Origin of the sequence: Massilia aurea (genome assembly GCF_014200505.1) — a bacterium.
Taxonomy (GTDB): Bacteria; Pseudomonadota; Gammaproteobacteria; order Burkholderiales; family Burkholderiaceae_D; genus Telluria; species Telluria aurea_B.
In genome coordinates this window covers 123,243-149,919 of record NZ_JACHBX010000005.1, presented here as the reverse complement: position 1 = coordinate 149,919, position 26,677 = coordinate 123,243, and the positions used below count along the sequence as shown (strand labels likewise).

Below are 26,677 nucleotides of genomic sequence, written 5' to 3'. Positions count from 1 at the left end.
ACCGCATGACGACTTCCCTTCCCCACTGGCACGCCGCGCGGCGCAACGTCGGCATCGATTGCCTGCGTGGCCTGGCGATCCTGCTCGTGATCGTGCACCATCTGGCCTTGCCGTTTCGCCTGCCGCTGGGTCCAAGCCTGCTTGGCCAGTGGCTGCCCAAGCGACTGATCGACGCCATCAGCTTCAACGGCTACGAAGCAGTCTTCATCTTCTTCACGTTGTCGGGCTTTCTGATCACGCTGCGTATCATCGAATGCGATGGCGACATTGGACGGGTCGACCTGCGCCGCTTCTACCGCGCCCGCGCGCGGCGCATCCTGCCCCTGCTCGGCCTGGCCCTGACGTTGCTCTCGCTGCTGGCCGTGTGCCAGGTGCCGGGATTCATGCCAGAGACCGACCGCCACTCGCTGGCCGGCTTGCTCGGTTCGGCGCTGACGTTCACGTTTAACTGGTACGAGGGCCGCACTGGCTGGGCGCCGGCGGGCTGGGATGTCCTGTGGTCGCTGTCGATCGAAGAGGTGTTCTACGTGGGCTTTCCGCTGCTGTGCCTGTGGCTACCGCGCCGTGTCCTGATCGGCATGCTCGTCGTGCTGGCGCTGGGACTGCAACCGCTGCGCTCGCTGGTGCCGATGAGCGATGAGGTCTGGTGGGAAAAAGCATACCTGCCCGGGATGGCGGCGCTGGCCTGGGGCGTGCTCGGTGCACTGCTGGCGTGCCGGTGGCAGCCAGGCAAGCGAGGGGCCCGCATCATGGGCCTGGCTGGTGCATTGTGCCTCGTGCTGGCATTGGGCTGGTCGGACGTGGTCTACCGTCATCTGTTCAAGTCCGGCATGTACATGATGTGCGTTGGCGCCTGCCTGCTGCTACTGGCCTTTCACGCGCAGCCACCTGCGCCGCGCCGCGGGCTAGGATGGCTGGCGCGCATGGGAAGCCTCAGTTATGAGCTATACCTGTTCCACATGTTCATCGTGCTTGGCACCGTGGGTCTGTACCGCGCGCTGATGGGCAATGTGCAAACCTGGACCTTCGTCGTCTACGTGCCGGTGCTGCTGTGCTGTTACGCGCTGGCGCGCCTGCTCGAACACGGCGCCGTGCATCTGGGTTTGCAGCGCAGACCATCCGTGGGCCAGGCGCCCGTCAAAGGCGTGTGATGCGACGACGAACCCGTTGGCTGTCGATCCTGCCCGCGATGGTGGCGGGCTATCTGCTCCTTGTCGTCATCTGGGCCTGGGCCACCTTTGACACTGTCACTGCGCACATGCCTGCAATCGCTGACGCGCCCCTGTCCGCGCGGCAGACGCAGATCCTGCTGCGAGTCGAAGATCCTGCCTTCTTCGTACACCACGGCGTGAGCCTGACCAGCGGCCAGGGCTTTGCGACGATCTCGGGCGCGGTCGCGCGCGACGTCTACCTCGAAGGTGCGGACCTGGGCGGGGCTGGCGGCGCGTTGCAGGCCCTGTACCGCGGCGTCTTCGCATGCTGCAAACGGATCGATCTGGGCCGTGATGCGATGGCCGTGGTGCTCGATGCCAGGCTGTCCAAGGCGCGACAACTGGCGCTGTACACCACCCATGTCTATTTGGGAACGCACAACGGCAGGCAGATCATGGGCTTGTCAGCGGCGTCCCGGAATTATCTCGGCAAGTCGCTGGAACAGACCAGCGAAGAAGAATTCATTGGCCTGGTTGCCATGATCAAGGCACCCAACGCGTACCATCCTGTCAGGCAGCCCGCAGCGTATGCCACGCGCGTGGCACGGGTGCGTGCGCTGGTGCAGGGCACCTGCAAGGCTCACGGCTGGTTCGATACAACACTGGCGCACTGCGGCGCGTGATCACTTGAGGCCATGCCACCAGCGCCCGCCGGCATGCGGCTGCGTCAAGCTCAGTGCTTCGCCCATCTCCGGCGTGGCCAGCTTGATGCCCCGATCATCAGCCAGCGTCTCGATCCGGTCGAGCGGCTCCTGCCAGCGGTGCAGCGCCAGGTCGAACGTCCCGTTATGCATCGGCAGCAGCCAGGCTGCGTTCAGGTCGACAAACGCCTGCAGCGTTTCTTCCGGCTGCATGTGGATGTCCGGCCAGAGCTTGTCGTAGGCGCCGGTTTCAATCAGCGCCATGTCGAATGGTCCGTACCTGGCGCCGATCTCCTTGAAGCCCTTGAAATAGCCAGTGTCCCCGCTGAAGAACAGGCGCAGGTCGTCGTGCCGGATCACCCATGACGCCCACAGCGTCGAGTTGCCGTCGAGCGGCCCGCGCCCCGAGAAGTGCTGGGCCGGCGTCGCGACGAAGTGCACGCCGTCGATCTCGGCGTCCTGCCACCAGTCGAACTGGCGCACTTTGGCGCGATCGATGCCCCAGTCGACCAGCCGGTCGCCCACGCCCAAGGGCGTGAGGAACACCGACGTCTTCGGCGCCAGCGCCATGATCGCCGCGTAGTCGAGGTGATCGTAATGGTCGTGCGACAGGATGATCGCCTTGATGGGCGGCAGTTCGTCAATCGAGATGGGCGGCGCATGAAAGCGCGCCGGGCCGAACCACTGCACGGGCGATGCACGCTGCGAGAACACGGGGTCGGTCAGGTAGAACTCACCGGCGAGCTTGATCAGCATCGTCGAGTGGCCGAGGCGGTACAGCGTGTTGTCGGGCGCGGCCAGCAGTGCCGCCCGGGTCAGCGGCTGCACCGGCACCGCCTGCTGTGGCGTGGTCCCGGCCCGCTTGTCGAACAGGAAAGCCCACCACAGCTTGGCAATGCCGCCGGCACCCAGCTTGTGCATGGCGACCGGATTGCGGTATTTACCGTCGTGGTATTGAGGCGAGATTGGCGCGGTCGTCGTTGCAGAGACAGGGGTACAGATTGCCATGGTAGCGAGAGCTCCCAGAAAAATGATGCCGATAAGCAGGCGCATGAGATCGTCGATTCAATAAAAGTACACCGTCTACAACCACTTCACCAGCAAGTGACACTTGTTTGGCGAAACCGTGATGACCATGTTTTTGTCTATCTAGCAGTGAATTAGAAACTGATCACGAAGCGGGCGCCTGGCCCGACCGACTTCGCATACCGCACGGCGCCGCCATTTTCATGGATCAGGTGCCGCACCATCGCCAGCCCGATGCCCCCGCCCTGCTTTTTGGTCGTGAAGAACGGCGTGAAGATATGCGCGACCAGCGCATCGGGCACGCCCGGGCCGTCATCGCGCACGGTGATATGCAGGCGGCTACCTCGCACCAGGCGCGCCTCGACCCAGGCGCTGCCTCCGTTCGATGCGGTCGCCTCGAATGCATTCTTGAGCAGGTTGATGAGGGCCTGTTCCAGCTGTCCCGGATCGGCCATCAGTTCCAGTGACGCTGGCAGGGCCGAGAACACGAGCGTGCCGCCGCGTGCGCGCCAGGCCGGCGCCACCAGCGCGGCGACGCGCGCGAACAGGTCCTCGATGCGCACGCGCTCGGGCTGCGCGGGCGGTACGTTCGACAGGCTGCGGTAGCTGGCGACAAATGTCACCAAGCTGTCTGCACGGCGATTGATCGCGTCGAGCGCCGTCGTCAGATCGGCGCCAACGTCGGCCGGCAGACTGGCTTGAAATTCAGCCACCAGATCGTGCGCGGTGCGCGACAGCGAGGCGATCGGCGTGAGCGAATTCATGATCTCGTGGGTCAGCACGTGCACCAGCTGGCGCCAGGCGCCCAGCGCCTCGGCTTCCAGTTCGCTCTCCACCGGCATCAGGGCGGCCAGGCGCTGCGGCGCGCCGTGCAGCGTCAGCATCGACACGGCAACCAATGCCCGCTCGACGCCGCGTTCGGTGTCGAAGTCGATCAAACGCCGTCCATCCGCCTGCGCGGCCAGCTGCCCATACAACGCGCCCGGATCGGCGGCCCGGCCCGGCGCGACCAGCTTGCGTGCGCTGGCATTGAGGGGTGCGACCTGGACGCCATCGATGCAGAACAATGCAATGGGCGCGTGCTCGAGCCGCGCCTCGAACGCCAGCGCATTGGCCAGCAGTGCGCGCTGCTCGATGCCGATTGCCGGCGGCGCCTCGGTCACCGGCAGGCACCCGGCGCGTGCCAGGCGACCGAGGCACCACCACAGCAGCGCCAGCAAGGGCACGCCGGCCAGTGCGCACAACACCAGCACGCGCGGCGAGTCCAGCGACATGCCGGCGCCAAACGCCAGCGCCAGCATCCCGGCCAGAGCGATCGCGATGGCCGCGTGGGGGCGGGTATCAGATGCCATGCTTGCCCAGCTTGCGGTACAGCGCCGCGCGGCTCAGGCCCAGCAGGCGCGCGGCCAGGCTGATATTGCCGCCGGCCTGCGCCATGGCAGCGGCGATGGTGTCGCGTTCCAGCGCGCCGAGCTTGAAGTCCGCGCCGCCTGCCGGCGCCACCGCGCTCGCCGGTGCGACCAGCCGGAAGTCGTCGACGTGATAGTCGGGCCGGCTCCCGAGAATCACGGCGCGCTCGCAGGCATGGCGCAGTGCGCGCACATTGCCGGGCCAGTCGTACGCAACCAGGCGGTCGAGCGCGCCGGGCGCCAGTTCGCGCACGGGCCGGCCGTACTGCTGTTCATACAGCGACAGGTAGTGATGCAGCAGTCCCGGAATATCGCCCTGGCGCTCGCGCAGCGACGGCACGCGGATCACGATGGTATTCAGGCGAAACAGCAGATCGGTGCGAAATACGGCTGCGTCGAACATGCGCGCTTCGTCGAGATTGGTGGCGCTGACGATGCGCACATCGATTGGCTCGGGACGGTCGGCGCCCAGCGGCGTTACCTGGCGCCGTTCGAGCACCGTCAACAGCTTGGCCTGCGCGCCAAGCGCCAGGTTGCCGATCTCGTCGAGGAACAGCGTGCCGCCCTGCGCGGCCTGGAAGCGGCCGGCGCGGTCGGCCTTCGCATCGGTGAACGATCCACGGCGGTGGCCGAACAATTCGCTCTCGAACGTCGCTTCCGGCAAGGCGCCCATGTCCACCGCCAGGAAAGTCGCGGCGGCGCGGCGCGAGGCGGCGTGGATGGCGCGCGCCACCAGTTCCTTGCCCACGCCGTTCTCGCCCAGCACCATCACGTTGGCCTCGGTCGGCGCCACGCTGGCGATCATCGCTTTCACGTCGCGCATCGCGGGCGAATCGCCCATCAGGCAGTCCGTCGATGCTGCAGGTTTGCTGCCCGCGCGGCGCGCGAGTGCCGCATCCACTGCCGCCAGCAGACGCGCATTGTCCCAGGGCTTGGTGATGAAATCCGTCGCGCCGCGCTTGAGCGCTTCGACCGCCAGCGGCACGTCGGCGTACGCAGTCAACACGATGACCGCTGGCGGCTGCGCCAGGGCGCGCAGGCGGTCCAGCACGGCCAGGCCTTCGCCGCCATCGACGCGCCCTGGCGTGAAGTTCAGGTCGAGCAACACCACGTCGGGCACACCTGCGGCCAGTGCGGGCGCCAGGCGCGCCGGATCGTCCAGCGTGGTCACCGCCCCGTGGCGCCGACGCAGCAGCATCTGTGCGGCGCAGGCGACGTCAGGGTCGTCGTCGAGAATGAGGATGCGCGCGGTGGAGTCAGGCATGGAGGTCGGGGTGGGCAGGTCAACGGGCATTTTAGCAGCGCCGGTCGTGCCCGTGCGGGTCCATCCGGCCACCTGTCCGGATACGCACACTGCCACTGTCCGGAACCGGACAGTTCTGCCTGAAACACGGCCGAAGGGGCCGGAAAAACACCATGGCACGGCGTTTGCAATGAGGCTGGCATGGACCACATTTCCCACCCCGCCGTCACCGGCGTCGCCATGGACACCCCGCTCCCACAACGTCCCGGGCTGCGCGCAGCACGCTTTGCCCTGCTGCTTGCCCTGCCGCTTGCCGGCTGCCTTGTCGCCTGGCTGCTATGGCAGCTGCTGCCGCGCGGCCTGGAAGTCGAAACGCGCGACGTGCGCATTGCCAGCGTCGCTGCCGGCGTGTTTCGCGACGAGATCGTCGTGCGCGCGCTGGCCGAACCACTCAATTCGATCATGCTCGATGCGGTCGAATCGGGGCGGGTCGAAGAAGTGTTTGCGCGCGACGGGCAGGCCGTCAAGAAAGGCGACCTGCTGTTCCGCCTGTCGAACCCGCAGCGCAACCTTGACCTGCTGGCGCGCCAGGCGGAGCACGCGCAGCAAATTTCCAACCTGGCCAATCTGCAGGTAGCGCAAGAGGCAGTGCGCCTCGACTACGGGCGGCGCCTGAGCGAACTGACGTTCGCGCTCACGCAGGCCGAGAAGCAGTACGCGCGCAGCAGCCAGCTTGCCGGCAAGGGGTTCATCTCGGCGGTGGCGCTGGAAGAATCGCACGACAAGCTCACGCAGGCGCGTCATCTGCTGGCCCAGGAACAGCGCGGCATCGACCTCGAACAAAGCGTGCGCCGGCGCGCGTTGACGCAGATGGAGGGGGCGATCGACGGCCTGGCCTCGGGCCTGGCGTTGGTGGGCGCCACCGTCGATGCGCTGGCCGTGCGCGCGCCCAGCGCCGGCGTGCTGACCGACTTTCGCCTGCTGGTCGGGCAAGCCGTGCGCCAGGACCAGGCCATCGGCCGCATCGACGATCCGAACCGCTTCAAGCTGCGCGCGCAGGTCGACGAGTTTTACCTGAGCCGCATTGCGCCCGGCCGCCAGGGCCGGCTGGTACAGGATGGCCAGAGCTGGCCGCTGGAAGTGCTGACCGTCTACCCGCAGATCAAGGAAGGCCGCTTCACCGCCGAACTGGCATTCGTGCGCGGCCAGCCGGCCGTGATCAGCCCCGGCCAGGGCATGGACGTGCAGCTCACGCTCGGCCAGTCGGCAAAGGCCCTGTTGCTGCCCAACGGCGCGTTTGCCAACGACGGCGGCGGCGCCTGGGTGTTCGTGGTCGCGCCCGATGGCGGCCATGCCGAGCGGCGCGCCGTGCGCCTGGGGCGGCGCAGCAATACGCAGGTCGAAGTACTCGCCGGCCTGGCGGCAGGCGAACAGGTCATCGTGTCCGGCTACGACGCCTTCGGCAAGACCGAGCGGCTGCGGCTGACACATTAGTCCAGCGTTTATCATCCCCACCATCAACCAGGAATTTACATGCTCAAGCTCTCAGGCGTTACCAAGATCCACGTGGCCGGCGAAGTCCGCACCACGGCCCTGGACCGCATCGATCTCGAGATCGGCGCCGGCGAATACGTCGCCATCACCGGTCCATCCGGCTGCGGCAAATCCACCCTGCTTGGCGTGCTCGGACTGCTCGATGTGCCGACGTCGGGCGACTACTGGTTCGATGGCCAGAATGTCGCCGGCTGGAGCGAGGCGCGCCTGAACGCGCTGCGCCGCGGCGCGGTCGGTTTCATTTTCCAGAGCTTTAACCTGATCGAAGAACTGTGCGTGTTCGAGAATGTCGAACTGGCGCTCGAATACACGGGCACCCCGGCTGCCGAACGGCGCCGCCGCGTGGGCGCGATGCTCGAACGCCTTGGCATCAGCCACCGCAGCGGGCACCGTCCGTCGCAATTGTCGGGCGGCCAGCAGCAGCGCGTGGCGATCGCGCGCGCACTCGTGGCCAGGCCGTCGATGCTGCTGGCCGATGAACCGACGGGCAACCTCGATACCGCGCACGGCGACGAGGTGATGCGCCTGCTGCGCACCATCAATGCCGAAGGCACGACGGTTGTCATGGTGACCCACTCGCCCGCCCACGCGGCGCAGGCCTCGCGCACGCTGCACCTGCTCGACGGGCGCATCGTGGTCGACGCGCTGCGCGCGGCGTAAGGAGACCGGCATGCTGCGTGACTTTCGTATCGGCTGGCGTCTGCTGGCCAAGGACCGCTCGTATTCGGCCGTCGTCATCCTGGGACTGGCGGTGGGCATCGCGACCTGCTTCCTGCTGCTTGGGCTGGTGCGCCATGCGTTTTCGTATGATCGGCACGTGCCGCAACACGAACGCGTCTACCAGCTGCTGGAACACTGGAACCTGCCGCTGCTGGGCGACGGGTGGGCCACGGCCAGCATGCCGGCGCGCGACGCGGCGCTGGCCAGCGGCCAGCCGGTGCTGGCCACGGCCTTCATGCAGCGCGGGCTCGATGCGCGGGTCGGCAAGGACGTGCGCGCCTTCGGCCTGACCCTGGTCGATCCGGCGTTCGAGCAGATCTTTCAACCGAAGGTGCTGGCCGGCGACCTGACGCTGGCCCTGAGCCGGCCCGGCGCGCTGGCCCTGACGCGCGCCACCGCCATCAAGCTGTTCGGCCGCGTCGACGTGGTCGGCGCGACCTTGCAGGGCGATGGCGCGACCTACAGCGTGGCGGCGGTGCTGGCCGACCAGCCGGCGGCAACCACCACGCCCTACGAAGCGCTGTCCGGCATCAAGGGGCCATTCCTGAAGGAGGCGTCGCGAAGCAGCATGGAAAGGTCGTGGGGCTTCACGGCCGGCAGCGTCTACCTCAAACTGCTGCCGGGGGCTGATCCGCAAGCAGTGCTGGACAACGTACGGCGCGGCTTGCGCCAGTCATCGCTGGTGCGGCGCGAATATGCCGAGCAGGTCGCCGCGCTGGGCGGCCGCGACTTCATCGAGTATCGCCTGAGCCCCCTTGCGGATGCCTATCTCGATCCCGATCTGGACAGCACGTTTGCACTGCGCGGCAATCGCCAGGGAATGTTCGGGCTGGCCGCGGTGGCCGGCCTGATCCTGCTGCTGGCGGCGACCAACTATGTCAACCTGGCCACCGTGCGCACCCTGGCGCGCCAGCGTGAAATCGCCGTGCGCAAGGTGCTGGGCGCCTCGGCGCCGGCCGTGGCGCGCCAGTTCCTGGCCGAATCGGTGCTGGTGTGCCTGGTGGCGACGCTGCTTGGCCTGTTGCTGGCGTGGCTGCTGCTGCCGGTGTTTTCCGACCTTGTGCAGCGCGAACTGGACCGCATGTTCAGCCCCGGCGCGCTGGCGGCCACGCTGGCGCTTGGCCTGGTGCTCGGCCTGTTGGCTGGCGCCTGGCCCACCTGGTCGGCGCTGCGTGTGTGCGCCAGCGCGGCGCTGGCCGGCCGCGGCAACAGCGAAACGGCGCGCGGGCTGTGGGCGCGGCGCGCGCTCACCGTGGTGCAGCTGGCCACCGCCATGGGCCTGATTGCAACCACGCTCGCCGTGGCCTGGCAGACGCGCCATGCAAGCACCCTGGATCCCGGCTTCGACATGACGCCCCTGTTGATGGCGCCAGCCGCGAACGATGCGCGCGACCCGCGCATCCGCGCCTTGCGGGACGAGATCGCGCGCCTGCCGGACGTTGCCGGCGTGGCGCTGTCGCACATGCCCTTCAGCGTCGGCCACAATATCGTCAGCCTGCGCCGTGAAGGGGGCATCGCCGCCGACCTCGGACTGTACGCCGTCAGCCCCGAATTCTTCGGGGTGCTGGGAATCAAGCCGGTGGCAGGCCGCCTGTACGATCCGGCACTCGACCGGCAGAACGAGCCGGGGCGCGTGGTGATCAATGCGTCCGCAGCCCGCAAGCTGGGCTACGCCAGCCCGGAGGATGCCATTGGCAAGACCCTCGTCAGGCCGGGCGGATCGGGCAACGGCATGCAGATCGTCGGGGTGGCACCGGACCTGCGCCACCGCTCGGCGCGCGACGCCCAACCGCCGATTGCCTACTATGTGCGCGACCAGGTGGGCATGTTCATCGTGCGCGCCCGCCGTGATCCGGATGCGGCGGCGCGGGCCATCGAAGCGCTGTGGCCGCGCCACTTCCCGAACGAGACATTGTCGGTGATGCGCATGCAGAAAGTGGCGTCCGACCTGTTCTACGCCGATGACCTGCGCCTGGCCAAGCTCCTGGGCGCGGCCAGCGTGATTGCCAGCGCCATCGCCGCCTTTGGCATCTATGTGCTGGCTGCCTACAGCGTGCAGCGCCGGACGCGCGAAATCGTGCTGCGCAAGCTGTACGGCGCGGGCAACGGCGCCATCGGCCTGCTGGTGGCGCGCGAGTTCGCGCTGCTGGTGGGCGCCGGCGCGGCCATCGGTCTGCCGCTGGCGTACCTGGCGATCCGGCGCTATCTGGGCGGCTTTGCCGAACAGGCGCCGGTGGGTGGCTGGACGCTGGCGATCGGGCTGGCGCTGGCCTGCATCGTGGTGCTGGCAGCAGCGCTGCGGCACGCACTGGCGGCAATGCGCATGCGGCCAGTGCTGGCGCTGCGCGACTAGCGCGCGACGTCTGCGGGCGCGCTGGCCGGCTTGGCCTTCAGCGCGCTCGCGCGCGCTTCCCAGTAATGCGCATTCTTGATCCCGAGTGCGACCGGGTCGAACTCGGGTTCCTTGCCGGCCTTCTTCTGCGCTTCGTAGTCGCGCAGGCACTTGAAGGCGTCCTTGCGCAGCAGGAAGATCGCGACGATGTTCAGCCAGGCCATCAGGCCGACGCCGATGTCGCCCAGGCCCCAGGCTACGTCAGCGGTCTTGACCGCGCCATAGATGGTGGCCGAGACGATGCACAGCTTGAGGAGCACGCCCAGCCACGGATGGCGGTTATGGCGGTCCATGTAAGCGATATTGGTTTCGGCGATGTAGTAGTAGGCGACGATGGTCGTGAACGCGAAGAACAGCAGCGCGATCGCGACGAACAGCGCACCGAAGCCCGGCAGCACATTTTCGAGCGCGGTCTGCACATAGCCCGGGCCCGACGCCACGCCCTGCACGCCGATGAAGCGCGCCGTGCCGTCAGTATTTTCGACGTTGTACTGACCTGTGACCAGGAGCATGAAGGCGGTGGCCGAACACACGAACAGCGTGTCGATGTAGACCGAAAAGCCCTGCACCAGGCCCTGCTTGGCCGGGTGGCTCACTTCGGCCGCCGACGACGCATGTGGGCCAGTGCCCTGCCCGGCTTCGTTCGAATAGATGCCACGCTTGACACCCCACTGGATCGCCATGCCGAGCATGGCGCCAAAGCCCGCGTCCAGGCCGAAGGCCGAGCTGACGATCAGGCGCAGCACGCCAGGCAGCGCTTCGATGTTCATCGCCACCACCACGACGGCCACGAGGATGTAGGCGGCCGCCATGAATGGCACCACGATCTCGGCGAAATGGGCGATGCGCTTGACGCCACCGAAGATGATCGCGGCCAGCACCACGGCCAGGCCGATGCCGGTATAGAGCGGATCGATGCCGGCGGCGGTCTTGAGGCCTTCGGCGATCGAGTTGGCCTGCACACCCGGCAGCAACAGGCCCGTGGCGAACAGCGTGGCGATGGCGAAGGTCCAGGCGTAGCGCTTCATGCCCAGGCCTTTTTCGATATAGAACGCCGGGCCGCCGCGGTACTGGTTGCCGATCTGCTCCTTGTAGACCTGGCCCAGCGTCGATTCGACGAAGGCCGAACTGGCGCCCAGGAAGGCCACGGCCCACATCCAGAACACGGCGCCGGGGCCGCCGAACGTGATGGCGGTTGCCACGCCCGCGATATTGCCGGTGCCGACGCGGCCGGCCAGCGTCATGGCCAGCGCCTGGAACGACGACACGCCCTGCTCCGAGCTCTTCCCTTCTCGCATCAGGCGCAGCATCTCGCGGATGTGCCGCACCTGCAGGAAGCGGCCGCGGATCGAGAAATACAAGCCCGCCCCGAGGCACAGGGCGATCATGATGGGGCTCCAGATGATACCGTTGACTGCGTTGACCAGGTCGAGCATGGGGGTGCGACTCCTGCGTTGAGGGGTTCAGGAAGGGCGGCATATCGCCGCCGTGACGTCGCACAAGTTACATGATTCCGTAGGGAATTAACATCATTTTTTCGGCCCTGTGGCGCCATGCGCCGGGCTGGCTCAGGATGGACGGAAAATGGGCGCTGCTGGTGCAGGCGTGCCCAATCGGCGCACCAATTGCTGACGATCTAAAGCGTGGTGGACATGATACGACCCCACCATGGACCGACGAAGCGATTACAAGACCTCCCTCCTCATCGACGCCGTGCTGCACGACGTGTCGATCGAGGCCCGCCCTGCGGCGCGCGAACTGGCAACGCTCGGCGTGCCGCTGGAAGTGAGCCTGCGCGTGCTCACCCGCCCGGCCGAACGACGCCACCAGGTCACACCGGAAGACGTGCGCAACGCGCCATGATCGCGTGCTGCGCGATTGGAAGACATCCTCGGGCGTCAACCTGTCACACGGGCGAAGCGGTAGGCTACACTGGCGCCGTACCTACAACAACACTGGAGACACCACCATGCGCCACCTGATTCAAGCAAGCCTGATCGCCGCCACCATGCTCGCCCTGCCCGCCGCTGCGTGGGCACAGGCCACCTCGCCTGTCGGCACCTGGAAAACCATCGATGACAAGACCGGCAAGCCAAAAGCGCTGGTGCGGATCACCGAAGAAGGCGGCGTCCTGACCGGCAAGATCGAAAAACTGTACCGCGCGCCATCCGAAGAGCAGAACCCGCTGTGCGGGAAATGCAGCGACGCGCGCAAGGACCAGCCGATCATCGGCATGACGATCCTGTCGGGCCTGAAGAAAGACGGCGGCGACTACACCGGCGGCGAAATCCTCGACCCGGCCGCCGGCAAGACCTACAAGAGCAAAGCCACGCTGGCCGACAACGGCAACAAGCTCGAAGTGCGCGGCTACATCGGCGCGCCGATGTTCGGGCGCACCCAGACCTGGCAGCGCGAGCAGTAATCATTACCACGGCCCGGCGACGGGCCGTTTTATTGTCCATGACCCTGCACCTCGCTTACCTCTATCTCGGATTTGCCATCGTTGCCGAAGTGATCGGCACCACGGCCCTCAAAGCCTCCGACAGCTTCACCCGCCCCCTGCCCAGCCTGATCACGGTCGGCTGCTACGCCCTGTCGTTCTACCTGCTCACCTTCAGCCTGCGCGTGCTGCCAACCGGCATCGCCTACGCGATCTGGTCGGGCGTGGGCATCGTGCTCATTTCGATCGTCAGCTGGTTGTATTTCAAGCAAAGCCTGGATCTGGCGGCCATCGCCGGCCTGGCCCTGATCATCGCCGGCGTGCTGGTCATCAACCTGTTTTCAAAAAGCGTCGGCCACTGACCATGTCAACCGCGTCGTGCGCCCGGACGTTACATCCGGCCCCATCCCGATCATTCGCACCATGACACCCATCCCGATCACGCGTACCGCACGCCCCGTTTTTCGCGGGCGCGAAATGCGCGTGCTGCGGCTTCTGAGCATGGCGGCCGGCGTGTTTGCCATCCTGCTGCCGGCTGCGCTGCTGGCCTCGACAGCGCATGGCATCCCCGACTGGCTCGAACCGTACATCGTGCTGGTAGGCGTGGCGCTGGGCTCGGGCGGGTTCTTTCTGGTGGCGATGGCGGGCCACCGCATGGGGCGCGACGCCATGCTGCGCTCGTTCGCGGCGCTGCTGCTGATGGTGCCGTTCGGCGCCAGCGGTATCGTCATCTGGCATGGCAGCAATATGCTGATGGTCTACCTGTGCACGTTCTTCCTGGTGCACACGGTCCTGCTTTATTGCAGTTTCATCTATCCGTTGATGCATGTGCCACAGCCACCAGCGCCGCCCCGGCGCGGTGGTAAAACACCTGCCTGGAACCAGCTGAGCCGGCCGCGCGGCGACTTTCATTCGAAATCATAGAGTGCGCCGAATCTCTCGAATTGACAGGCAGTACGCGCTATCGCTGGCCGCGGCAGGCAAACTGCCAGGCACCAAGGTCGGGCGAGCTTCGGCATTCCTTGCCGATGATCTCGTAGCATATCTGCGCAAGCGGACGTACTCTAACGAGGTGATGTGACTTTCTGGAATAGATGCGACGAAAAGTACTGCGGCGCCGGGCTGCGCCCACCAGATTTTGCTGATAGCTGCGACGAATTTTCGCTGAATGCCTGCGACCGACCCTTAGGGATACCGAAATAGCCGCGGCCCGCTGCGTCCCTAACCTCACAACGTCGTGACGCCACCAACAGAGACAGGGACCGGAACCGGCTGCTTCCGACCCATAGCAGAGCTTCGCGCGGACCTTTCTAATAGAAACGGGGGTACGTCTCGCACTACAAGTTCACATCAGCTCGCAGCATCGAATCTGCATCGTGTCGCTAATGGTTGCTCTGATCTTGTGGTCCATGTGGAGGCCGCTAGTGTCGATCCAGATGTGTACGGCGCCGTGCAGGAAGTCGACAGATTCATAACGAAGGTATTCGCCAAGAAAGCCATCCTCTGCATCAACCCATTCGTTACCTAAGACTGAGTCCCAAACGTCGTCCCAGATAAGGTCATAGTTCTGGATTTCATGCTCCAAGGAAATCTTAAATTCGGAATCGTTCTCGCTCAACCAAGCTATAAACGCCGATGTTTTTTCCAAGCCTTCCTCGAACTCTTCAGCGGAAATAGTTGATTTCAACGACCCCATGTGGGGGACTTCAAGTTCCGTTTCATACCTGCCTCCTGCCGAGACTTAAGTCATAGCACCGAACTTATCAGTGAACTTCTGATCAGACATTGGGTTACTTGGCGAAATTGTTGAGTGTGTAGGTAAGTGCTGCCTAACGACCGCTTTTGGCCGAAACAGGCCGTTTGTGTCAGCTTAGCAGGTTGCTTCGCTTGAAAAAGCACTGACTGTCACGACAGGCCGCTACCGACCCTAACCAGATCTTACGAGGACGCTAACGGGACATTGAAGAGTGTGAATAAAGTTCGAAATCGTGCTTCAACAGCGCATAAATGTGTTGGTCCACGAAAACACCGTTCAGGCATTCTTCTTGTCGTAAGGTCCCCTCATGCATAAATCCCAATTTCTCGGCAACCCGCATGCTAGGCGCATTTCCTATCGCACACCGCAGCTCTATCCTGTTCAGGTTGAGTGGTCCGAAGCAGAATCCGAGGACTGTAGACACCGCTGAAGTGACTATGCCTCTCCCGGCGTATTGCCGATCAATAAAATATCCAATCTTCGCTTTTTGATCCTCTTTGTCGATATCCTTGAGACGTATCGATCCGCATAATGCCCCTTCAACAAAAAGGTGCCACTCAAAAATATCACCTTTTGAGGCTCGTTCCAAGGCAGAGCAAAGATGATCATTTGCGGCCTCGACTGAGGATAGATTTGAGACAGCAGGAAGAAAGGCCGCTAGGTGCTCGATATTTTTCTCGACCAATGACGCGAGGGCAATTGCGTGTTCGACCGCAACGGGGATGATAGACACGCCTGAGTTCGTTATGAGCGGCTGAGGTTGCACGACGTCCTTTATTTTGACAAATTATGCTGTGGCTCGAACTTCCGCTTCTGGCCGAGTCCGGCCGGTCGAGCCAGTATAGCAGGCTGCCCGGTTGAAAATTTAGCGGTGGCCGTGACTGGCTGGTACGACCCAAAGTGGACGGCCGCGTGGCAATCACAGTGCTATAGCTAAAAAGTACCGGTAGAAAGCGTCGTAATGTGCTCATTCAAATCATATAGCGATTCCACGCGCCCTATCTGCAGCTTGTTTAATGCAGCGTTCGTCATACTCAAATCACCTATTTTTTTTAAGGTCCTCGGCTGTCAGTGGCTCCACCTGAATGCCGCCTTTTGCACCCCATGTAATTGCGGATGCGGCTCTACTTGCATTAATGCAGTTCGGCGTAGCTGCCAGCTCGCCTGGATTATTTTTGCACTTGGCGAGCATTTCCAAACGTTCGGCTTTATTGGCTTTGTACCAATCCACCGTCTGTACAACGTCGACCGGCTTTTCTTCTTGGCAGCCGCTTAGGATTGAGAGGACGGCCACCATGACCATTGAAATAGTAGATTTTTTCATTTTAGTTCTAGAAAGTGAAAGGGAAAATCGACCCGCATTGCTAGCCGCTGGACGCAGCATAGCGGGCTCTAACTCTCGAAAAAGACGGTTTATCAAAACCGAAAAATTGCAAAAAACCAATGTCCGGACTTGGTCAAATTCGGCCGTTCGTATCAGTCTAGCGGATCGTCGATCTAGAAAATTCACACACTGTCTCGACCGGCAGCTATCGGCTCTAAGCGGACCTTGCTGGACGAAGGGCGAAGCTCTTGGTCTGGAATTTATGTCGCCAGGGCAGAAAAATCGCAGACTGTCACGAAGGGCAGGAGCCGAACATATTCAGATACTCATCAACGTTTTTTATTCCACATCGATAAAAAAATGACTGTTGCAAAACCGCAGATTATTCCTGTGCCTATGCCTCTTATCCAATAATTGCCAGATATTGAACCAAAATTATATTCATAAGCAACGACGAGCACGGCAATGACTAATCCAACAAGGATGCTCTGGGTGATAAAGTTCTTGCTTATATTCATGGCGCCTTCTCACTCTGAGTTAATTTAAGTTGTCTGTAGATTCCATATGGGCTGCTTTAAGCCGCATCTGAACATTCAGCCAGCATAGCAGGTTGCCGGATCGAGAAATTCACGGACTGTCACGAAGGACCGCTTTTGGCCGAAACAGGCCGTTTGTGTCAGCTTAGCAGGCTGCTTCGCTTAAAAAAGCACTGACTATCACGACGGGCCGGTACCGACCCAAAGCGGCCACATAGCTGGGGGAAATTTCTTGACTCTTCACTCCATCCCAAAAAAACTCATCATCAACACGCCGATGGAGCTTTTTTGCATCCAAAGCGAAACAGCGATAACGCTTACGAAAATTCCAATTGCCCCAGCAATGACTGATTTTTTTAACATATGTTCAGAATAGAAGAAAGCATCTAAGATGATCCGAAGAACTGCTTTTGGCCGAAAGCGGAAGTTCTTCGCACTCAGTGTAACCCAGCAAGAAGCGGTGAACTTCGCTACTTCACGCCTGCGGTCGTCGCAGCAATTTCCAACGTCGCATCTATTTCGGAAAATCACAGGTGACTCAGGATTCAATGTCCCAGGCTGTCTTGCACTCACGTGCGCCAGGCTGCATAGTCGTTCAGCGCTCTCAGACTTGAAACTTGGTAACGTAGGCTTTCGAACAAATGCGATACTGGAAACCTTGTGCCATTCGGCCAGAAACGCGACCAAATAGTCAACCCAACTCGAAATTTTTCTATGTCACTTTGCAGGACGTTTGGCTTTATCACTATCTTCTTTCTGGCCTTTTCGTTTCGGTTGGCAGCCGCTTCGGAAACGAACGCGGAAAATTCGATGCTAAGCAAAAACAGCGAACGTTCGGTCGCCGTGATGCATTACTCTGCGCCGGGGAAAGTCAGACGCCCTTCTGTTCTCTTACTGCACGGCTATCAGTGCGTTGAAGCTTGCGCTGCGGACTTCCAGCGGTATGGACGTGCGCTGGCTTCCAAGGGAATCGATGCTTACGTGGTCAATTACTATTCGGCCAGCGATGTCAGGGCCGTCGCGGCCCGGCAATTCAAGACCATCGACTATGATGTGAGGTTCAAGGAATGGACACGCTTGGTTCGCGAGATCGCGCGTATCGTCGCCAGGCAACCAAGGGCCGACGGTCGCGTTGCACTGATCGGATTTTCGCAGGGAGGCAAACTCGCGATTGCCAGCGCTGCCGATAATCCAGATATCGCGGCCTTGGCCGTATTCTATGCGCGCCTGCCACAATCCGATGAACTGGAGCGTGCAATACGCAAGCTGCCGCCATTGCTGATACTTCATGGTGCTGACGACAAGTTGGTGCCACTAAGCGACGGCAACGCGGCTTTTTTAAAAGCGCAGACGCTGGGTAACCAAGTGGAGATGGTGGTTTATCCAAAAGCTGGCCATGGTTTTGACTTCGCCCCGACAGGGAAAGATCCAGTGGATGCCCGTCGTCGGGTCATATCCTTCATGCAGATACAACTCGGCATCAACCGTGAGCCTTAGACCGTTTGACGAGAGGTGGATGGCGGTGGCCGGGCGCGATGCGAACGTGGTTGAGGCACTGACTTCCCCATCCCGGCCGAGGCATTGCAGACATGCGTCCTTTGTCGGCAACGCCGACGACTACAACCAGCCGGCATCGCGCGCCAACCGGTAGGCTTCGACGCGGTTCCCGGCCCCCAGCTTGCTGATCGCCTCGGACAGGTAGTTGCGCACCGTGCCTTCCGACAGATGCACCTGGCGCGCGATCTCGCTGCTGCTGCGCCCTTCCCCCGCCAGCCGCAATACCTGCCGCTCGCGCTCGGTCAGCGGATCGCTGCCGCTGTTCCAGCTTTCCAGCGCCAACTCGGGCGCGATTGCGCGGCCACCGCCGTGCACGACGCGGATTGCCGCCGCCAGCGCGTCGACCGGTGCGTCTTTCAGCAGATAGCCGCGCACGCCCGCTTCCATCGCGCGGCGCAGGTAGCCGCTGCGCGCAAACGTGGTCACGACCACGACACGGCACGCCAGCTTGCGCTGAACCAGGCCCTGCGCCAGTTCGAGGCCCGTCATGTGCGGCATCTCGATATCGGTCAGCACGATGTCCGGCACCAGGCGCTCGCACAGTGCCAGCGCTGCACGCCCATCCGCAGCGCCGCCCACGACATCGAAGTCGGGCTCGAGCCGCAGCAGCGCGCTCAGCGCGCCAAGCACCAGCGTCTGGTCTTCGGCGATCAGGATGCGGATCATGCCGATGCTCCCGCCGGCACGTGCAATTCGAGCGCCAGGCCGGCGCCGGCCTGCAGCGACAAGCGCCCACCGAGCGCCGCCACCCGCTCGCGCATGCCGGCCAGGCCGTTACCCTGCTGCAGGCCATCCGTGCTGCGCAGCTTGCCGTCGTCGAGCACGCGCAGCACGGCGTGCGTCTGCCCATCCTGCTGCTCTTGCACCAGACTCAGCGTGCAGTGGGACGCCCCGGCATGGCGCACGATGTTCGTCACGGCTTCGCGCACGGCCAGCGCCACCACGTGTTCGGCCGCCGGTGCCAGGTCGATGCGCTCGATGCGCTCGTCGAGGAGTACGTCGGCTGCCAGCAGGCTGGCGCGCGCACTGGCCAGCGCCTGCACCAGGCCACCGTGGCGAAACCCCGTCACGGCGGCGCGTACCTCGGCCAGCGCACCGCGCGCATTGGTTTCGATGTCGGCGATTTCGCGCTCGCAGGCCGCCAGATCGCGCCGCGCCAGCTTGCGCGCCAGTTCGGCCTTCAGCGCAATCATCGACAGCGAGTGGCCCAGCAGGTCGTGCAGGTCGCGCGAGATGCGTTCGCGCTCGGCGATGCGCGCCATGTGCTCGACCTCTTCCTGCTTGCGCATGAGCAGCGTGCGCGACGTGCGCAGCCGGGCATCCATGATGCACGACAGGCCGACCGGCATGCCGGCCATCAGGATCGGCAGCAGGAACACCATCTGCATCTGCGGGATCAGCAAGGCAACGACCGCGCCGCCGGCAATCACGCCCAGCATGGCGCACACGGGGCGAGCCGTGCCGGGAATGCGGGCGCACATGGCGCAGGCAAAGATGAAGAAGCAGGCAGCGCCCGGATTCCACGGCGCCCAGGCAGCGCCGATCAGGCACGTGGCTGCCACGCAGGCGCCGACGCGCCAGCCGCGGGGCCAGAAGCTGGCGCAGTACAGCGGCACGAACAGGATGATCGTCAGCGCCAGCAGAGCCGCCTCGACCACGCCGGGCCTCACGTAATAAAACTTCCAGAACAGGTAGCCCAGCGACAGCAGCCACGTGTACTGCAATGCGCCGTAGTCGGCCGGCATCCACGGTCGCGCCAGCACCTGCCTGAAGGTCGTCGTCATCGTGACTCCGTGATCGTTATTGCGCCAGCAGGCGCACGTCGGCGAGTTCGAAGCGGTACTCGCCCGGCTGTGGCCCGGCACTGAATGCTAGCATGGCAACCGCCGCCGGATCGATGCCGGCAAAGGCCGACAGTGGCACGCTGATTTCCGCCCATTCCGGGCCGGCGACGAATGGCACACTGCTTGGCCGGCCATTGGCCGCGCCCATGAGCATCACCTGGTAGGTTTTACCGTCACCGCGCACCTTGAAGCGCAAGACCCGGGCCGCGCTCAGGTCGGCCGGCTGCATCGGCTGCGCACCGGGCATGAAGGCGACGCTCGACCACGCATACGGCAGGCCGGGGGCGACGCTGGCCTGCACCGCCAGCGGTACCTGCCCGTCGGACAGCGCCGGCAGCACGTCGAGCTTGACGGTCGACTTGCCGCCGGCGTACTGGTCAGTCGATGGCATCCAGCCGCTGCCAAATGGACTGGCCAGTTTCGCCGCGCTGAACTGGCTGATGCGTCCATCGGCCGGCAAGCCCTGGCGCGTCGATGCGCCGCGCTCCTGCGCGACCTGTTCACGCCTGGCGTCGCGCAGGGCATTCGCGCTCTGCCCGTCTTTCCACACCTCGACGATGCGGCGCGTGGCCGTGATGTCGCGTGTCGGGTCGCCCTCGACCAGCAGCAGGTCGGCCTTGCAGCCCGTGGCGATACAACCGCGCCGGCCCAGCCGGAAGGCGGCGGCCGGCGCGCTCGTGGCGGCGGCCAGTGCAGCAGTCGGCGTCAAACCCGCCTCCACCAGCGCAGCCAGTTCGCGGTGCATGCTGATGCCGTACAGCGTGCCCGCATTGCCGGCATCGGTGCCGGCCAGGATGGGCACGCCCGCCTTCGCCAATGCGGCGGTAACCGCCTTCGGCATGGCCAGCAATTGGGGCTGCGCCTGCTGGCCGTAGCGCGCCTTGAGGGTCGTCGCGCCCTCGCGTTCGACCAGCGCCGCCAGGTCCGCATCGCCCAGCAAGTCGTCGCCGCGCACGCCGGCCATGCTTTCCATCACGGTAAAGGTCGGGATCACGAAGGCATTCTTGCGTTTGGCCAGCCTGGCCAGGCTGTCGACCGCTGTGGCATCGGGCGCCGCGCCCAGAAACAGATGGACCAGCGCGTCGGCGCCCGCCTCGAGCGCAGCACGGGCATCTTTTTCGGTGCTGACATGGACCACGGCCAGCTTGCCGCGCCGGTGCGCCGCCTCGATCAGCGCGGTGGCGGTTGCGATGTCGAGCGAGTTCATTGCGCCGATACCGTGCCCGCCCGCTTCCAGCACGATCTTGATGAAGTCGGAGCCTTCGGCGATGCGGGCATCGACAAAGGCCTGCGCCTCGTCCGGGCTGTTCAGGGTCGGGATCGGCACGCCGAACTGGGTGCCATGGCCGCCCGGCGCCGTGGCCAGGGTGCCGGCCGAGAACAGGTCGGCCTGGCCCGCATGCCTGCCTGCAGCCATGCTGCGTTTGGCGTCCTGCATGACCGGCACGGCGGTGAACATGTCGATTTGGGTCGTCACGCCAAACAGCACCGGCAGGTCGAATTGCCTGAACGCGTGGGTGTGGGCGTCGATCAGGCCCGGCAGCAGCGTGCGCCCGGCCCCCTGGACGATGCGCGCCCCTGCCGGGGCCGACCCGAGAAAATCCGCATCGACGACGCGCGCATCATCGAACAGCACCGAGCGCCGTTCGTGCACGGCCCTGCCGTCGAAGACGCGTACGTCCTGGACCAGGGTGGCGGCGCCCAGCGCCAGGCAGGAGAGGGACAGACCGGCTGCGGCAACTGCCGCTTTTGCGACGATGGTGGACATGGTTTCCTCACGGGTTGGTGTGAAACCAGTATGGCGATCGCGCGGGTATGCCGACAGGCGCACTTGCCATCACTATCGGATGACAACTGTCATGTGCGACCAGGCCCGTGCTACATCTGAACGACACATTCACGGCAAAACAAGGACAAATCTGTCGTGTGCCAAAGACAGTAATTAAGACCGCAATATTGCCTGTGTGCTATCTTTGTCACACTGCCGTGCTGGCTGAATAATGCAATCGATCTCGTATGAGCCAGAACACCACCCCTGTCAACTTTGCCGCGCGAAAAATCGCCATGACGATCCTGCGGCTGCTGTGCTTTGCCGCCGGCATGCTGGTGCTCGTCGCCCCGGCGATCCTGCTCCCGGCCGGCGCCATGACGCCGCACGCGGGCAAGGCGGCAGCAACGCTGGCCTGCCTCGTGCTCGGCGCGTGCGCCTTCTTCGTGACCGGGATGGCCGGCCACTTGCTGCGCCGCTCTGGCCTGCTGCGCGCACTGGCCGCCCTGCTGCTGGCCGTGCCCCTCGCCTTTTGCGCTGCCTTGCTGTGGCGCGGCGCCGCGCCTGCCTTCATGTGGACCGCCGGCGTGCTGCTTGGCTTCACGCTGACGCTGTACCTGACGTTCGTCTATCCGGTGCTGCGCGCGCAGACGCAGGCCTGGCTGCGCTGGCGCGCTGCGCGGCAGTTGGCGTCATTACACTAGCCCTGCCAGACGCGCCACCGCCCGGATCAGCAGATGCGGCTGCAGCGGCTTGATCACATACGCCTGATACCCCGCCTGCAAGGCGCGCTGCTGGTCCAGTGGCCGCGCAAACGCGGACATCGCCACCGCCGGCAGCATGTATTCATCGAGCCGCATGTCATTGCGCACCGTGCGGATCAGGTCGTAGCCATTGAGCTTGGGCATGCTGATATCGCTGACCAGCACCTGCGGGCGCACAGCGCTTAATTGCGCGAGCGCCGCCACGACCGAATTCACGGTAACGACAGCGGCGCCCCGCTCTTCCAGCACGCGCCGGCTCAGCTCCAGGATGTCTTCGTTGTCGTCCACCAGCAGCACGCTGACGCCGCGCAGGTCGATCAGCATCAGTTGATCCGCCTCTGATTCTGCCTCTGCTTCTGCTCCTGCTTGCGCGACCGTGCCAGCCGCGTCGCCGCCCACCTGTTCGATGGCGCGCAGTGGCAGCATCACCGTGAAGGTCGCGCCCTGGCCCACGCCGGCGCTGTCGCCGCTGACGGTGCCGCCATGCAGCTCGGTCAACTGCTTGACGATCGACAGCCCGATCCCCAGCCCGCCATGCACGCGCGCAGCCTTGCTGTTTTCCTGGCTGAAGCGCGTAAACAACTGCGGCAGGAATGACGCATCGATGCCCTCGCCGTTGTCGTGCACCGTCACCGCGACCTGCGCATCGTCGCGGCGCCGCGCCGTCAGGGTGATCGCGCCGCCGCCAGGGGTGAACTTGAGCGCGTTGCCCAGCAAATTGGCGAAGATCTGCTGCAGGCGGACCGGATCGCCATCGAGTTCCAGCGGCGCGCCGTCATGCGTGTCGATCCGGATCTCGACGCCCTTCTCGATGGCGAGCGGACGCAAGAATTCGGCGGCCGAATCGAGCAGCACGCCCAGGTCAACCCGCTGCAGATCCAGGATCAACTTGCCGGTCACGATGCGGTTCATGTCCAGTAGATCGTTGATCAGCTTGGCCTGCAGCCCGGCATTGCGCGCGATGGCGTCGACGCCGCGCTTGACCGTGGCAGGGTTGTCCTGCGCGCGTTGCAGCACGCCGGCCCAGCCGACGATCACGGCCAGTGGCGTGCGCAGCTCATGGCTGAGCGTGGCGAGAAATTCGTCCTTCAGCAGCGCCACCCGTTCGCTTTCCAGGCGCGCGGTGCGTTCGGCCTCGAACAGGTACTGGCGCTGGTTGTCCATCAGGTGGCGTTCGGCCATGACTTCGCGCGCGATCTTGCGCCGCTCGATGGCGTTTTCGACGGCCCAGGTTAGACTTTCGCGGCCCAGCCAGGCCTTGCCCACGAAATCCTGGGCGCCGTGGCGCAGCGACGCGCGGCTCTCCGTGCCCGCCACGCCGGTCAGGATCACGACCGGCAGGTGCGGAATCTTGTCGGCGTCGCACGGCAGGCGCGCCAGCACGTCGTGCGCATCGCCATCGGGCAAAAAGAAGTCGAGCAGCATGCAGTCGAACGGCGCCGAACTCGCGCACAGATGCATCGCCTCGTTCGCGGACGTCGCTTCGACGAACTGGTAGCGGCGATCGTGCCCGCCCAGCAGCGCCGCTTTGGCATCCGCGCGGTCCAGCGCATTGTCATCGACCAGCAGGATGCGCCAGGGACGATCGGTGTCACAGGTCACGGGCATAAGGGTTTTCCAGTCGATGATGTGTCCGCGCCCGGCAGGACGACGTGCGTCAGCCAGTAGCGAAAGATGCTCTCGAGGTTGGCCAGGCCGTCCTCGAAGTTCACCAGTTTGACGTGATAGGCGTTGCCGCCGGCCGCATAGAACGCGTCCCGGTCGCGCGGGTTGATGCTGGCTGTCAGCACGATGACGGGCAGCGTGCGGCGCTGCGGATGGCGGCGCACTTCTTCCAGCAGCGTCAGGCCGTCTTCACCCGGCAGGTTGCAGTCCAGGAGCATGAAGGCGTAGTCTGCGCCAGGCACGGCGAACAGCTGGCGCCTGGCGTCGTCGGCATCCATGGCATGCACCAGCAGGTTGCCGATGCCGGCGCGCCGCGCGGCAATTGAGACGGTGTCGAAATCCTCGTCGCTGTCGTCGACGACCAGAATGGGCGGCAAGTCGCTCCGCACCAGGGGCGTCATGCGCCTGGCTGCTTCATGCCGGCGCCGATCAGCGTGAAATAAAACGTGGTGCCCACGCCCAGTTCGGACGTGAACCAGCTGTGGCCATTGTGCTGCTCGACGAGCTTCTTGACGATCGCCAGGCCGGCGCCACTGCCGCCCCCGTACGCGTCGCGCGTGTGCAGGCGCTTGAACATCATGAAGACGCGCTCACTGTGCTTGGTGTCGATGCCGATGCCGTTGTCGCGCACGTAGAACGTGGAAACGACATCCGCGCCATCGACCGGATCGAGGTAGCCGATCTCGATGTGGCGCTGCGGCTTGTCGTTGTACTTGGCGGCGTTGGAGATCAGGTTGGCGAATACTTCGCGCACGCGAATACGGTCGCACGAGATCGTTGGCAGCGGGCGGGGAATCTGCACGTCGATGTCGCGTCCGAGCAGACTCGCGCCCAGCATGTCGGTCGCCTCGGCCACCACGTCGCCCAGCGCGATTGGCTGGCGCGCGAGCGAGAGCCGGCCGACGCGCGAAAAGTGCAGCAGCGCGTCGAGCAGGCTGTCCATGCGCACCGTGAGGCGCAGCATGGCGTCGATGCGTTCGCGGCCCTGGGCGTCGAGCGGGCGGCCCGCCTTCGTTTCTTCGAGCAGGAAGTGGGCGTACTTGTGGATGCCGCGCAGCGGCTCTTTCAGATCATGGCCGGCGACGTAGGCAAACGCATCGAGTTCATCGTTGCTGCGCACCAGATCCGTGTTCAGCGCCGCCAGCTGTTCAGCGCGTGCGACGACGACGTCGAGCATCAACAGGCGCAGGTTCTTGGCCGCCTCGATCTCGACCGGCTTCCATGGTTCGGCGCGGCCCCGCACTTCTTCCTGCCACACGGCGAAGCTCTGGCGCGGCGTCAGGCGCGTGCCGTGCTCCGCGGTGGCCTTGCCGGCTTCGTACGGATTGCCGCCCCAACGATACGTCTGCAGCTGCTCGGGGCGGAACCAGATGACCCAGTCGCCCTGGCTGCGCTGCGAGATCGGAAATGCCAGCAGGCCGCTGCAGCAACCGAGCGCGTCGCCCCCCTCGGGATACGCGCGGCCCAGGTCGTCCAGCGCGATGACCGTGCCGCCATCGGCAAGGCGCGCGCTGTGCAGCGTCAGCCAGGCTGCCAGTGCCGTGAGCTGCTGCGCATCCGGCGTGGCGCCCGCCATGCTCCACTGCCCATTCTCCGATACCGCCACGCCGCCCGCGTCGATCCCGTCGAGCAGCGAAGGCGCACCATGCGTCAGCGCCGCGTAGTTGCCGTCCGCGAGAGCCTGGCCCAGCACGGCCTGGTGCGCGGCCTCGAGCTTCAGCCGGTATTCCAGGTGTTCCCGGCCCTCGGCCGAGGCGATTTCGAGGGACGTGACCTGGCCGAGGAATTCGGCGGCCGCGCGCAAGGTATAGGGCAGCACGATCGGCGCGTAATGGTGGCACGCGATCAGGCCCCACAGGCGGCCATCACGCAGGATCGGCATCGTCAGTGTGGCCGCCACGCCCATGTTGCGCAGGTAATCGGTATACATGACGGACGCGCCGCGCAGTGCGCAATAGGTCATGTCCAGTGGCCGCCCCGTCACGGGGTTCAGCAGCGGCGCGATCTCCATCAGCGCGCCGTCCACGTCCGGCAAGGGCCGCACGCCGATGCGCTTGAAGATGGCGCGCGCGGGCACCGGAATGTCGCTGGCCGGATAACGCAATCCCAGCCACGAATTGAGGTCGCTGCGGTGCGCGTCGGCGATCACTTCGCCCGTCTCGTCGCGATGGAAGCGGTAGATCATCACGCGGTCCAGGCCCGTCGTGCGGCGTACCTCGTTGGCGGCGATGTCGCAGAAGGCGCTCAGGCTGCTGGCCGACTTCAGGCGCACCAGCGTCGTTTTCACCATCGAATAATAGTCGCTGTCGGTCACGACCGTGTCGCCCGGCTGGCTGGCCGGCTCGATCTCGACGATCAGGACGCCGTCGGCCTGGTGCACCGAAAAGTCCATCGCGATGTCGCGGCAAGGAGCATGGGGCAGCGGCGCCGTGAGCACGTACAGCGCATTGCGCTCCAGGACTTCGGTGCGCATCGCATGCACGATGCACTGCGCCGCATCGGGGCCGACGACGGCGGCCAGGGGCTGGTCCAGTACCTGGCTCATGGCCAGGCCGGTACGCTGCGGCCAGTTTTCACTGGCCTGACGCACGATCAGGTCGTCAAGACTGAGCGCCAGCAGCAAGCCATGCGCCTGGATGCAGCCCGGGGTCTGCACCGGCTCATCATCGCAGTTGGACAGGGAGACGCCATGGCGCTTGATACTGTACGGGAACGGCAGGGTGCTGCGACTCATTGAGTAACTCTTTATCGCATGGCCGTTTGCTAGACGAAGGGGCGAAGAGTAGCACTTACATGAGAACAGGGTAAATAATCGTCGTGTGCGGCC

Annotated in this window: 24 protein-coding genes; 11 read left to right on the top strand and 13 right to left on the bottom strand. The window is 64.4% G+C overall.

The window, feature by feature from the left end; genetic code table 11:
• Nucleotides 1-5: 5 nt before the first annotated feature.
• Nucleotides 6-1,151 (top strand): acyltransferase family protein, encoded by a 1,146-nt coding sequence (locus HD842_RS20605; protein WP_183556842.1) that lies wholly within the window; start codon nucleotides 6-8, stop codon nucleotides 1,149-1,151.
• Nucleotides 1,151-1,834 carry a transglycosylase domain-containing protein gene (locus tag HD842_RS20600; RefSeq protein ID WP_183556840.1) on the top strand — a complete coding sequence of 228 codons (684 nt, stop codon included), beginning with the start codon at nucleotides 1,151-1,153 and terminating at the stop codon, nucleotides 1,832-1,834. The genes HD842_RS20605 and HD842_RS20600 overlap by 1 nt, the downstream gene beginning before the upstream one ends.
• Here the strand turns inward: HD842_RS20600 and HD842_RS20595 are convergent, their stop codons facing one another.
• The 3 genes from HD842_RS20595 to HD842_RS20585 form a co-directional block, all read right to left on the bottom strand.
• Complete coding sequence (locus tag HD842_RS20595; protein WP_221290777.1) at nucleotides 1,835-2,860, bottom strand: MBL fold metallo-hydrolase; 1,026 nt, start codon at nucleotides 2,858-2,860, stop codon at nucleotides 1,835-1,837.
• A 152-nt stretch (nucleotides 2,861-3,012) separates the two neighbouring features.
• Entirely contained in the window at nucleotides 3,013-4,230 is a 1,218-nt protein-coding gene (locus tag HD842_RS20590; protein WP_183556836.1) for a sensor histidine kinase, read from the bottom strand.
• Nucleotides 4,220-5,551 carry a sigma-54-dependent transcriptional regulator gene (locus HD842_RS20585; protein WP_183556834.1) on the bottom strand — a complete coding sequence of 444 codons (1,332 nt, stop codon included), beginning with the start codon at nucleotides 5,549-5,551 and terminating at the stop codon, nucleotides 4,220-4,222. The genes HD842_RS20590 and HD842_RS20585 overlap by 11 nt, the downstream gene beginning before the upstream one ends.
• Before the next feature lie 180 nt (nucleotides 5,552-5,731).
• On the opposite strand from HD842_RS20585, the gene HD842_RS20580 reads away from it, so the two are divergent.
• Genes HD842_RS20580 through HD842_RS20570 form a run of 3 tightly spaced genes read left to right on the top strand, consistent with a single transcriptional unit; the run spans nucleotide 5,732 to nucleotide 10,157 of the window.
• Nucleotides 5,732-7,024: an efflux RND transporter periplasmic adaptor subunit gene (locus tag HD842_RS20580; RefSeq protein ID WP_229424869.1), complete on the top strand. Its 1,293-nt coding sequence runs from the start codon at nucleotides 5,732-5,734 to the stop codon at nucleotides 7,022-7,024.
• Between the two features lie 39 nt (nucleotides 7,025-7,063).
• Nucleotides 7,064-7,744: an ABC transporter ATP-binding protein gene (locus HD842_RS20575; protein ID WP_183556832.1), complete on the top strand. Its 681-nt coding sequence runs from the start codon at nucleotides 7,064-7,066 to the stop codon at nucleotides 7,742-7,744.
• 10 nt (nucleotides 7,745-7,754) lie between these two features.
• On the top strand, nucleotides 7,755-10,157 hold the full coding sequence (locus HD842_RS20570) for an ABC transporter permease (RefSeq protein WP_183556830.1): 2,403 nt from the start codon (nucleotides 7,755-7,757) through the stop codon (nucleotides 10,155-10,157).
• Here HD842_RS20570 and HD842_RS20565 read toward each other — a convergent pair.
• On the bottom strand, nucleotides 10,154-11,632 hold the full coding sequence (locus tag HD842_RS20565) for an alanine/glycine:cation symporter family protein (protein WP_183556828.1): 1,479 nt from the start codon (nucleotides 11,630-11,632) through the stop codon (nucleotides 10,154-10,156). The genes HD842_RS20570 and HD842_RS20565 overlap by 4 nt on opposite strands.
• 232 nt (nucleotides 11,633-11,864) lie before the next feature.
• On the opposite strand from HD842_RS20565, the gene HD842_RS20560 reads away from it, so the two are divergent.
• From HD842_RS20560 to HD842_RS20545, 4 genes are all read left to right on the top strand, one after another.
• Complete coding sequence (locus HD842_RS20560) at nucleotides 11,865-12,059, top strand: hypothetical protein (RefSeq protein ID WP_183556826.1); 195 nt, start codon at nucleotides 11,865-11,867, stop codon at nucleotides 12,057-12,059.
• Nucleotides 12,060-12,165: 106 nt separating this feature from the next.
• Nucleotides 12,166-12,618 (top strand): DUF2147 domain-containing protein, encoded by a 453-nt coding sequence (locus HD842_RS20555; RefSeq protein ID WP_183556824.1) that lies wholly within the window; start codon nucleotides 12,166-12,168, stop codon nucleotides 12,616-12,618.
• A 38-nt stretch (nucleotides 12,619-12,656) separates the two neighbouring features.
• Entirely contained in the window at nucleotides 12,657-12,998 is a 342-nt protein-coding gene (locus HD842_RS20550) for an SMR family transporter (protein ID WP_183556821.1), read from the top strand.
• A 61-nt stretch (nucleotides 12,999-13,059) separates the two neighbouring features.
• Nucleotides 13,060-13,560, top strand: a complete 501-nt coding sequence (locus HD842_RS20545; protein WP_229424868.1) for a hypothetical protein — start codon at nucleotides 13,060-13,062, stop codon at nucleotides 13,558-13,560.
• Nucleotides 13,561-13,981: 421 nt separating this feature from the next.
• Here the strand turns inward: HD842_RS20545 and HD842_RS20540 are convergent, their stop codons facing one another.
• The 3 genes from HD842_RS20540 to HD842_RS20530 form a co-directional block, all read right to left on the bottom strand.
• Nucleotides 13,982-14,332 carry a hypothetical protein gene (locus HD842_RS20540; RefSeq protein ID WP_183556819.1) on the bottom strand — a complete coding sequence of 117 codons (351 nt, stop codon included), beginning with the start codon at nucleotides 14,330-14,332 and terminating at the stop codon, nucleotides 13,982-13,984.
• Nucleotides 14,333-14,585: 253 nt separating this feature from the next.
• Nucleotides 14,586-15,125, bottom strand: a complete 540-nt coding sequence (locus HD842_RS20535; protein WP_183556817.1) for a GNAT family N-acetyltransferase — start codon at nucleotides 15,123-15,125, stop codon at nucleotides 14,586-14,588.
• 306 nt (nucleotides 15,126-15,431) lie between these two features.
• Nucleotides 15,432-15,716, bottom strand: coding sequence for an EexN family lipoprotein (locus HD842_RS20530; RefSeq protein WP_183556815.1), 285 nt, complete (start codon nucleotides 15,714-15,716; stop codon nucleotides 15,432-15,434).
• Between the two features lie 1,196 nt (nucleotides 15,717-16,912).
• On the opposite strand from HD842_RS20530, the gene HD842_RS20525 reads away from it, so the two are divergent.
• Entirely contained in the window at nucleotides 16,913-17,749 is an 837-nt protein-coding gene (locus HD842_RS20525; RefSeq protein ID WP_183556813.1) for a dienelactone hydrolase family protein, read from the top strand.
• A gap of 120 nt (nucleotides 17,750-17,869) precedes the next feature.
• On the opposite strand, the gene HD842_RS20520 is transcribed toward HD842_RS20525, so the two are convergent.
• The 3 genes from HD842_RS20520 to HD842_RS20510 are packed head-to-tail and all read right to left on the bottom strand — an operon-like array spanning nucleotide 17,870 to nucleotide 21,421.
• On the bottom strand, nucleotides 17,870-18,475 hold the full coding sequence (locus tag HD842_RS20520) for a response regulator transcription factor (RefSeq protein ID WP_183556811.1): 606 nt from the start codon (nucleotides 18,473-18,475) through the stop codon (nucleotides 17,870-17,872).
• Nucleotides 18,472-19,593, bottom strand: coding sequence for a sensor histidine kinase (locus HD842_RS20515; protein ID WP_183556809.1), 1,122 nt, complete (start codon nucleotides 19,591-19,593; stop codon nucleotides 18,472-18,474). The genes HD842_RS20520 and HD842_RS20515 overlap by 4 nt, the downstream gene beginning before the upstream one ends.
• Nucleotides 19,594-19,609: 16 nt before the next feature.
• The gene (locus tag HD842_RS20510; protein ID WP_183556807.1) at nucleotides 19,610-21,421 is read right to left on the bottom strand and encodes a CIA30 family protein; all 1,812 of its coding nucleotides are present in this window, start codon (nucleotides 21,419-21,421) and stop codon (nucleotides 19,610-19,612) included.
• 248 nt (nucleotides 21,422-21,669) lie between these two features.
• On the opposite strand from HD842_RS20510, the gene HD842_RS20505 reads away from it, so the two are divergent.
• Nucleotides 21,670-22,125, top strand: coding sequence for a hypothetical protein (locus HD842_RS20505; protein WP_183556805.1), 456 nt, complete (start codon nucleotides 21,670-21,672; stop codon nucleotides 22,123-22,125).
• Here the strand turns inward: HD842_RS20505 and HD842_RS20500 are convergent.
• From HD842_RS20500 to HD842_RS20490, 3 genes are read right to left on the bottom strand one after another with little or no spacing between them, the layout of a single operon-like run.
• Complete coding sequence (locus HD842_RS20500) at nucleotides 22,117-23,793, bottom strand: ATP-binding response regulator (RefSeq protein WP_183556803.1); 1,677 nt, start codon at nucleotides 23,791-23,793, stop codon at nucleotides 22,117-22,119. The two genes, HD842_RS20505 and HD842_RS20500, sit on opposite strands and share 9 nt — an antisense overlap.
• On the bottom strand, nucleotides 23,784-24,251 hold the full coding sequence (locus HD842_RS20495) for a response regulator (protein ID WP_183556801.1): 468 nt from the start codon (nucleotides 24,249-24,251) through the stop codon (nucleotides 23,784-23,786). Before HD842_RS20495 ends, HD842_RS20500 begins: the two co-directional genes overlap by 10 nt.
• Nucleotides 24,248-26,584 (bottom strand): ATP-binding protein, encoded by a 2,337-nt coding sequence (locus HD842_RS20490; RefSeq protein ID WP_183556799.1) that lies wholly within the window; start codon nucleotides 26,582-26,584, stop codon nucleotides 24,248-24,250. The genes HD842_RS20495 and HD842_RS20490 overlap by 4 nt, the downstream gene beginning before the upstream one ends.
• Nucleotides 26,585-26,677: the final 93 nt, after the last annotated feature.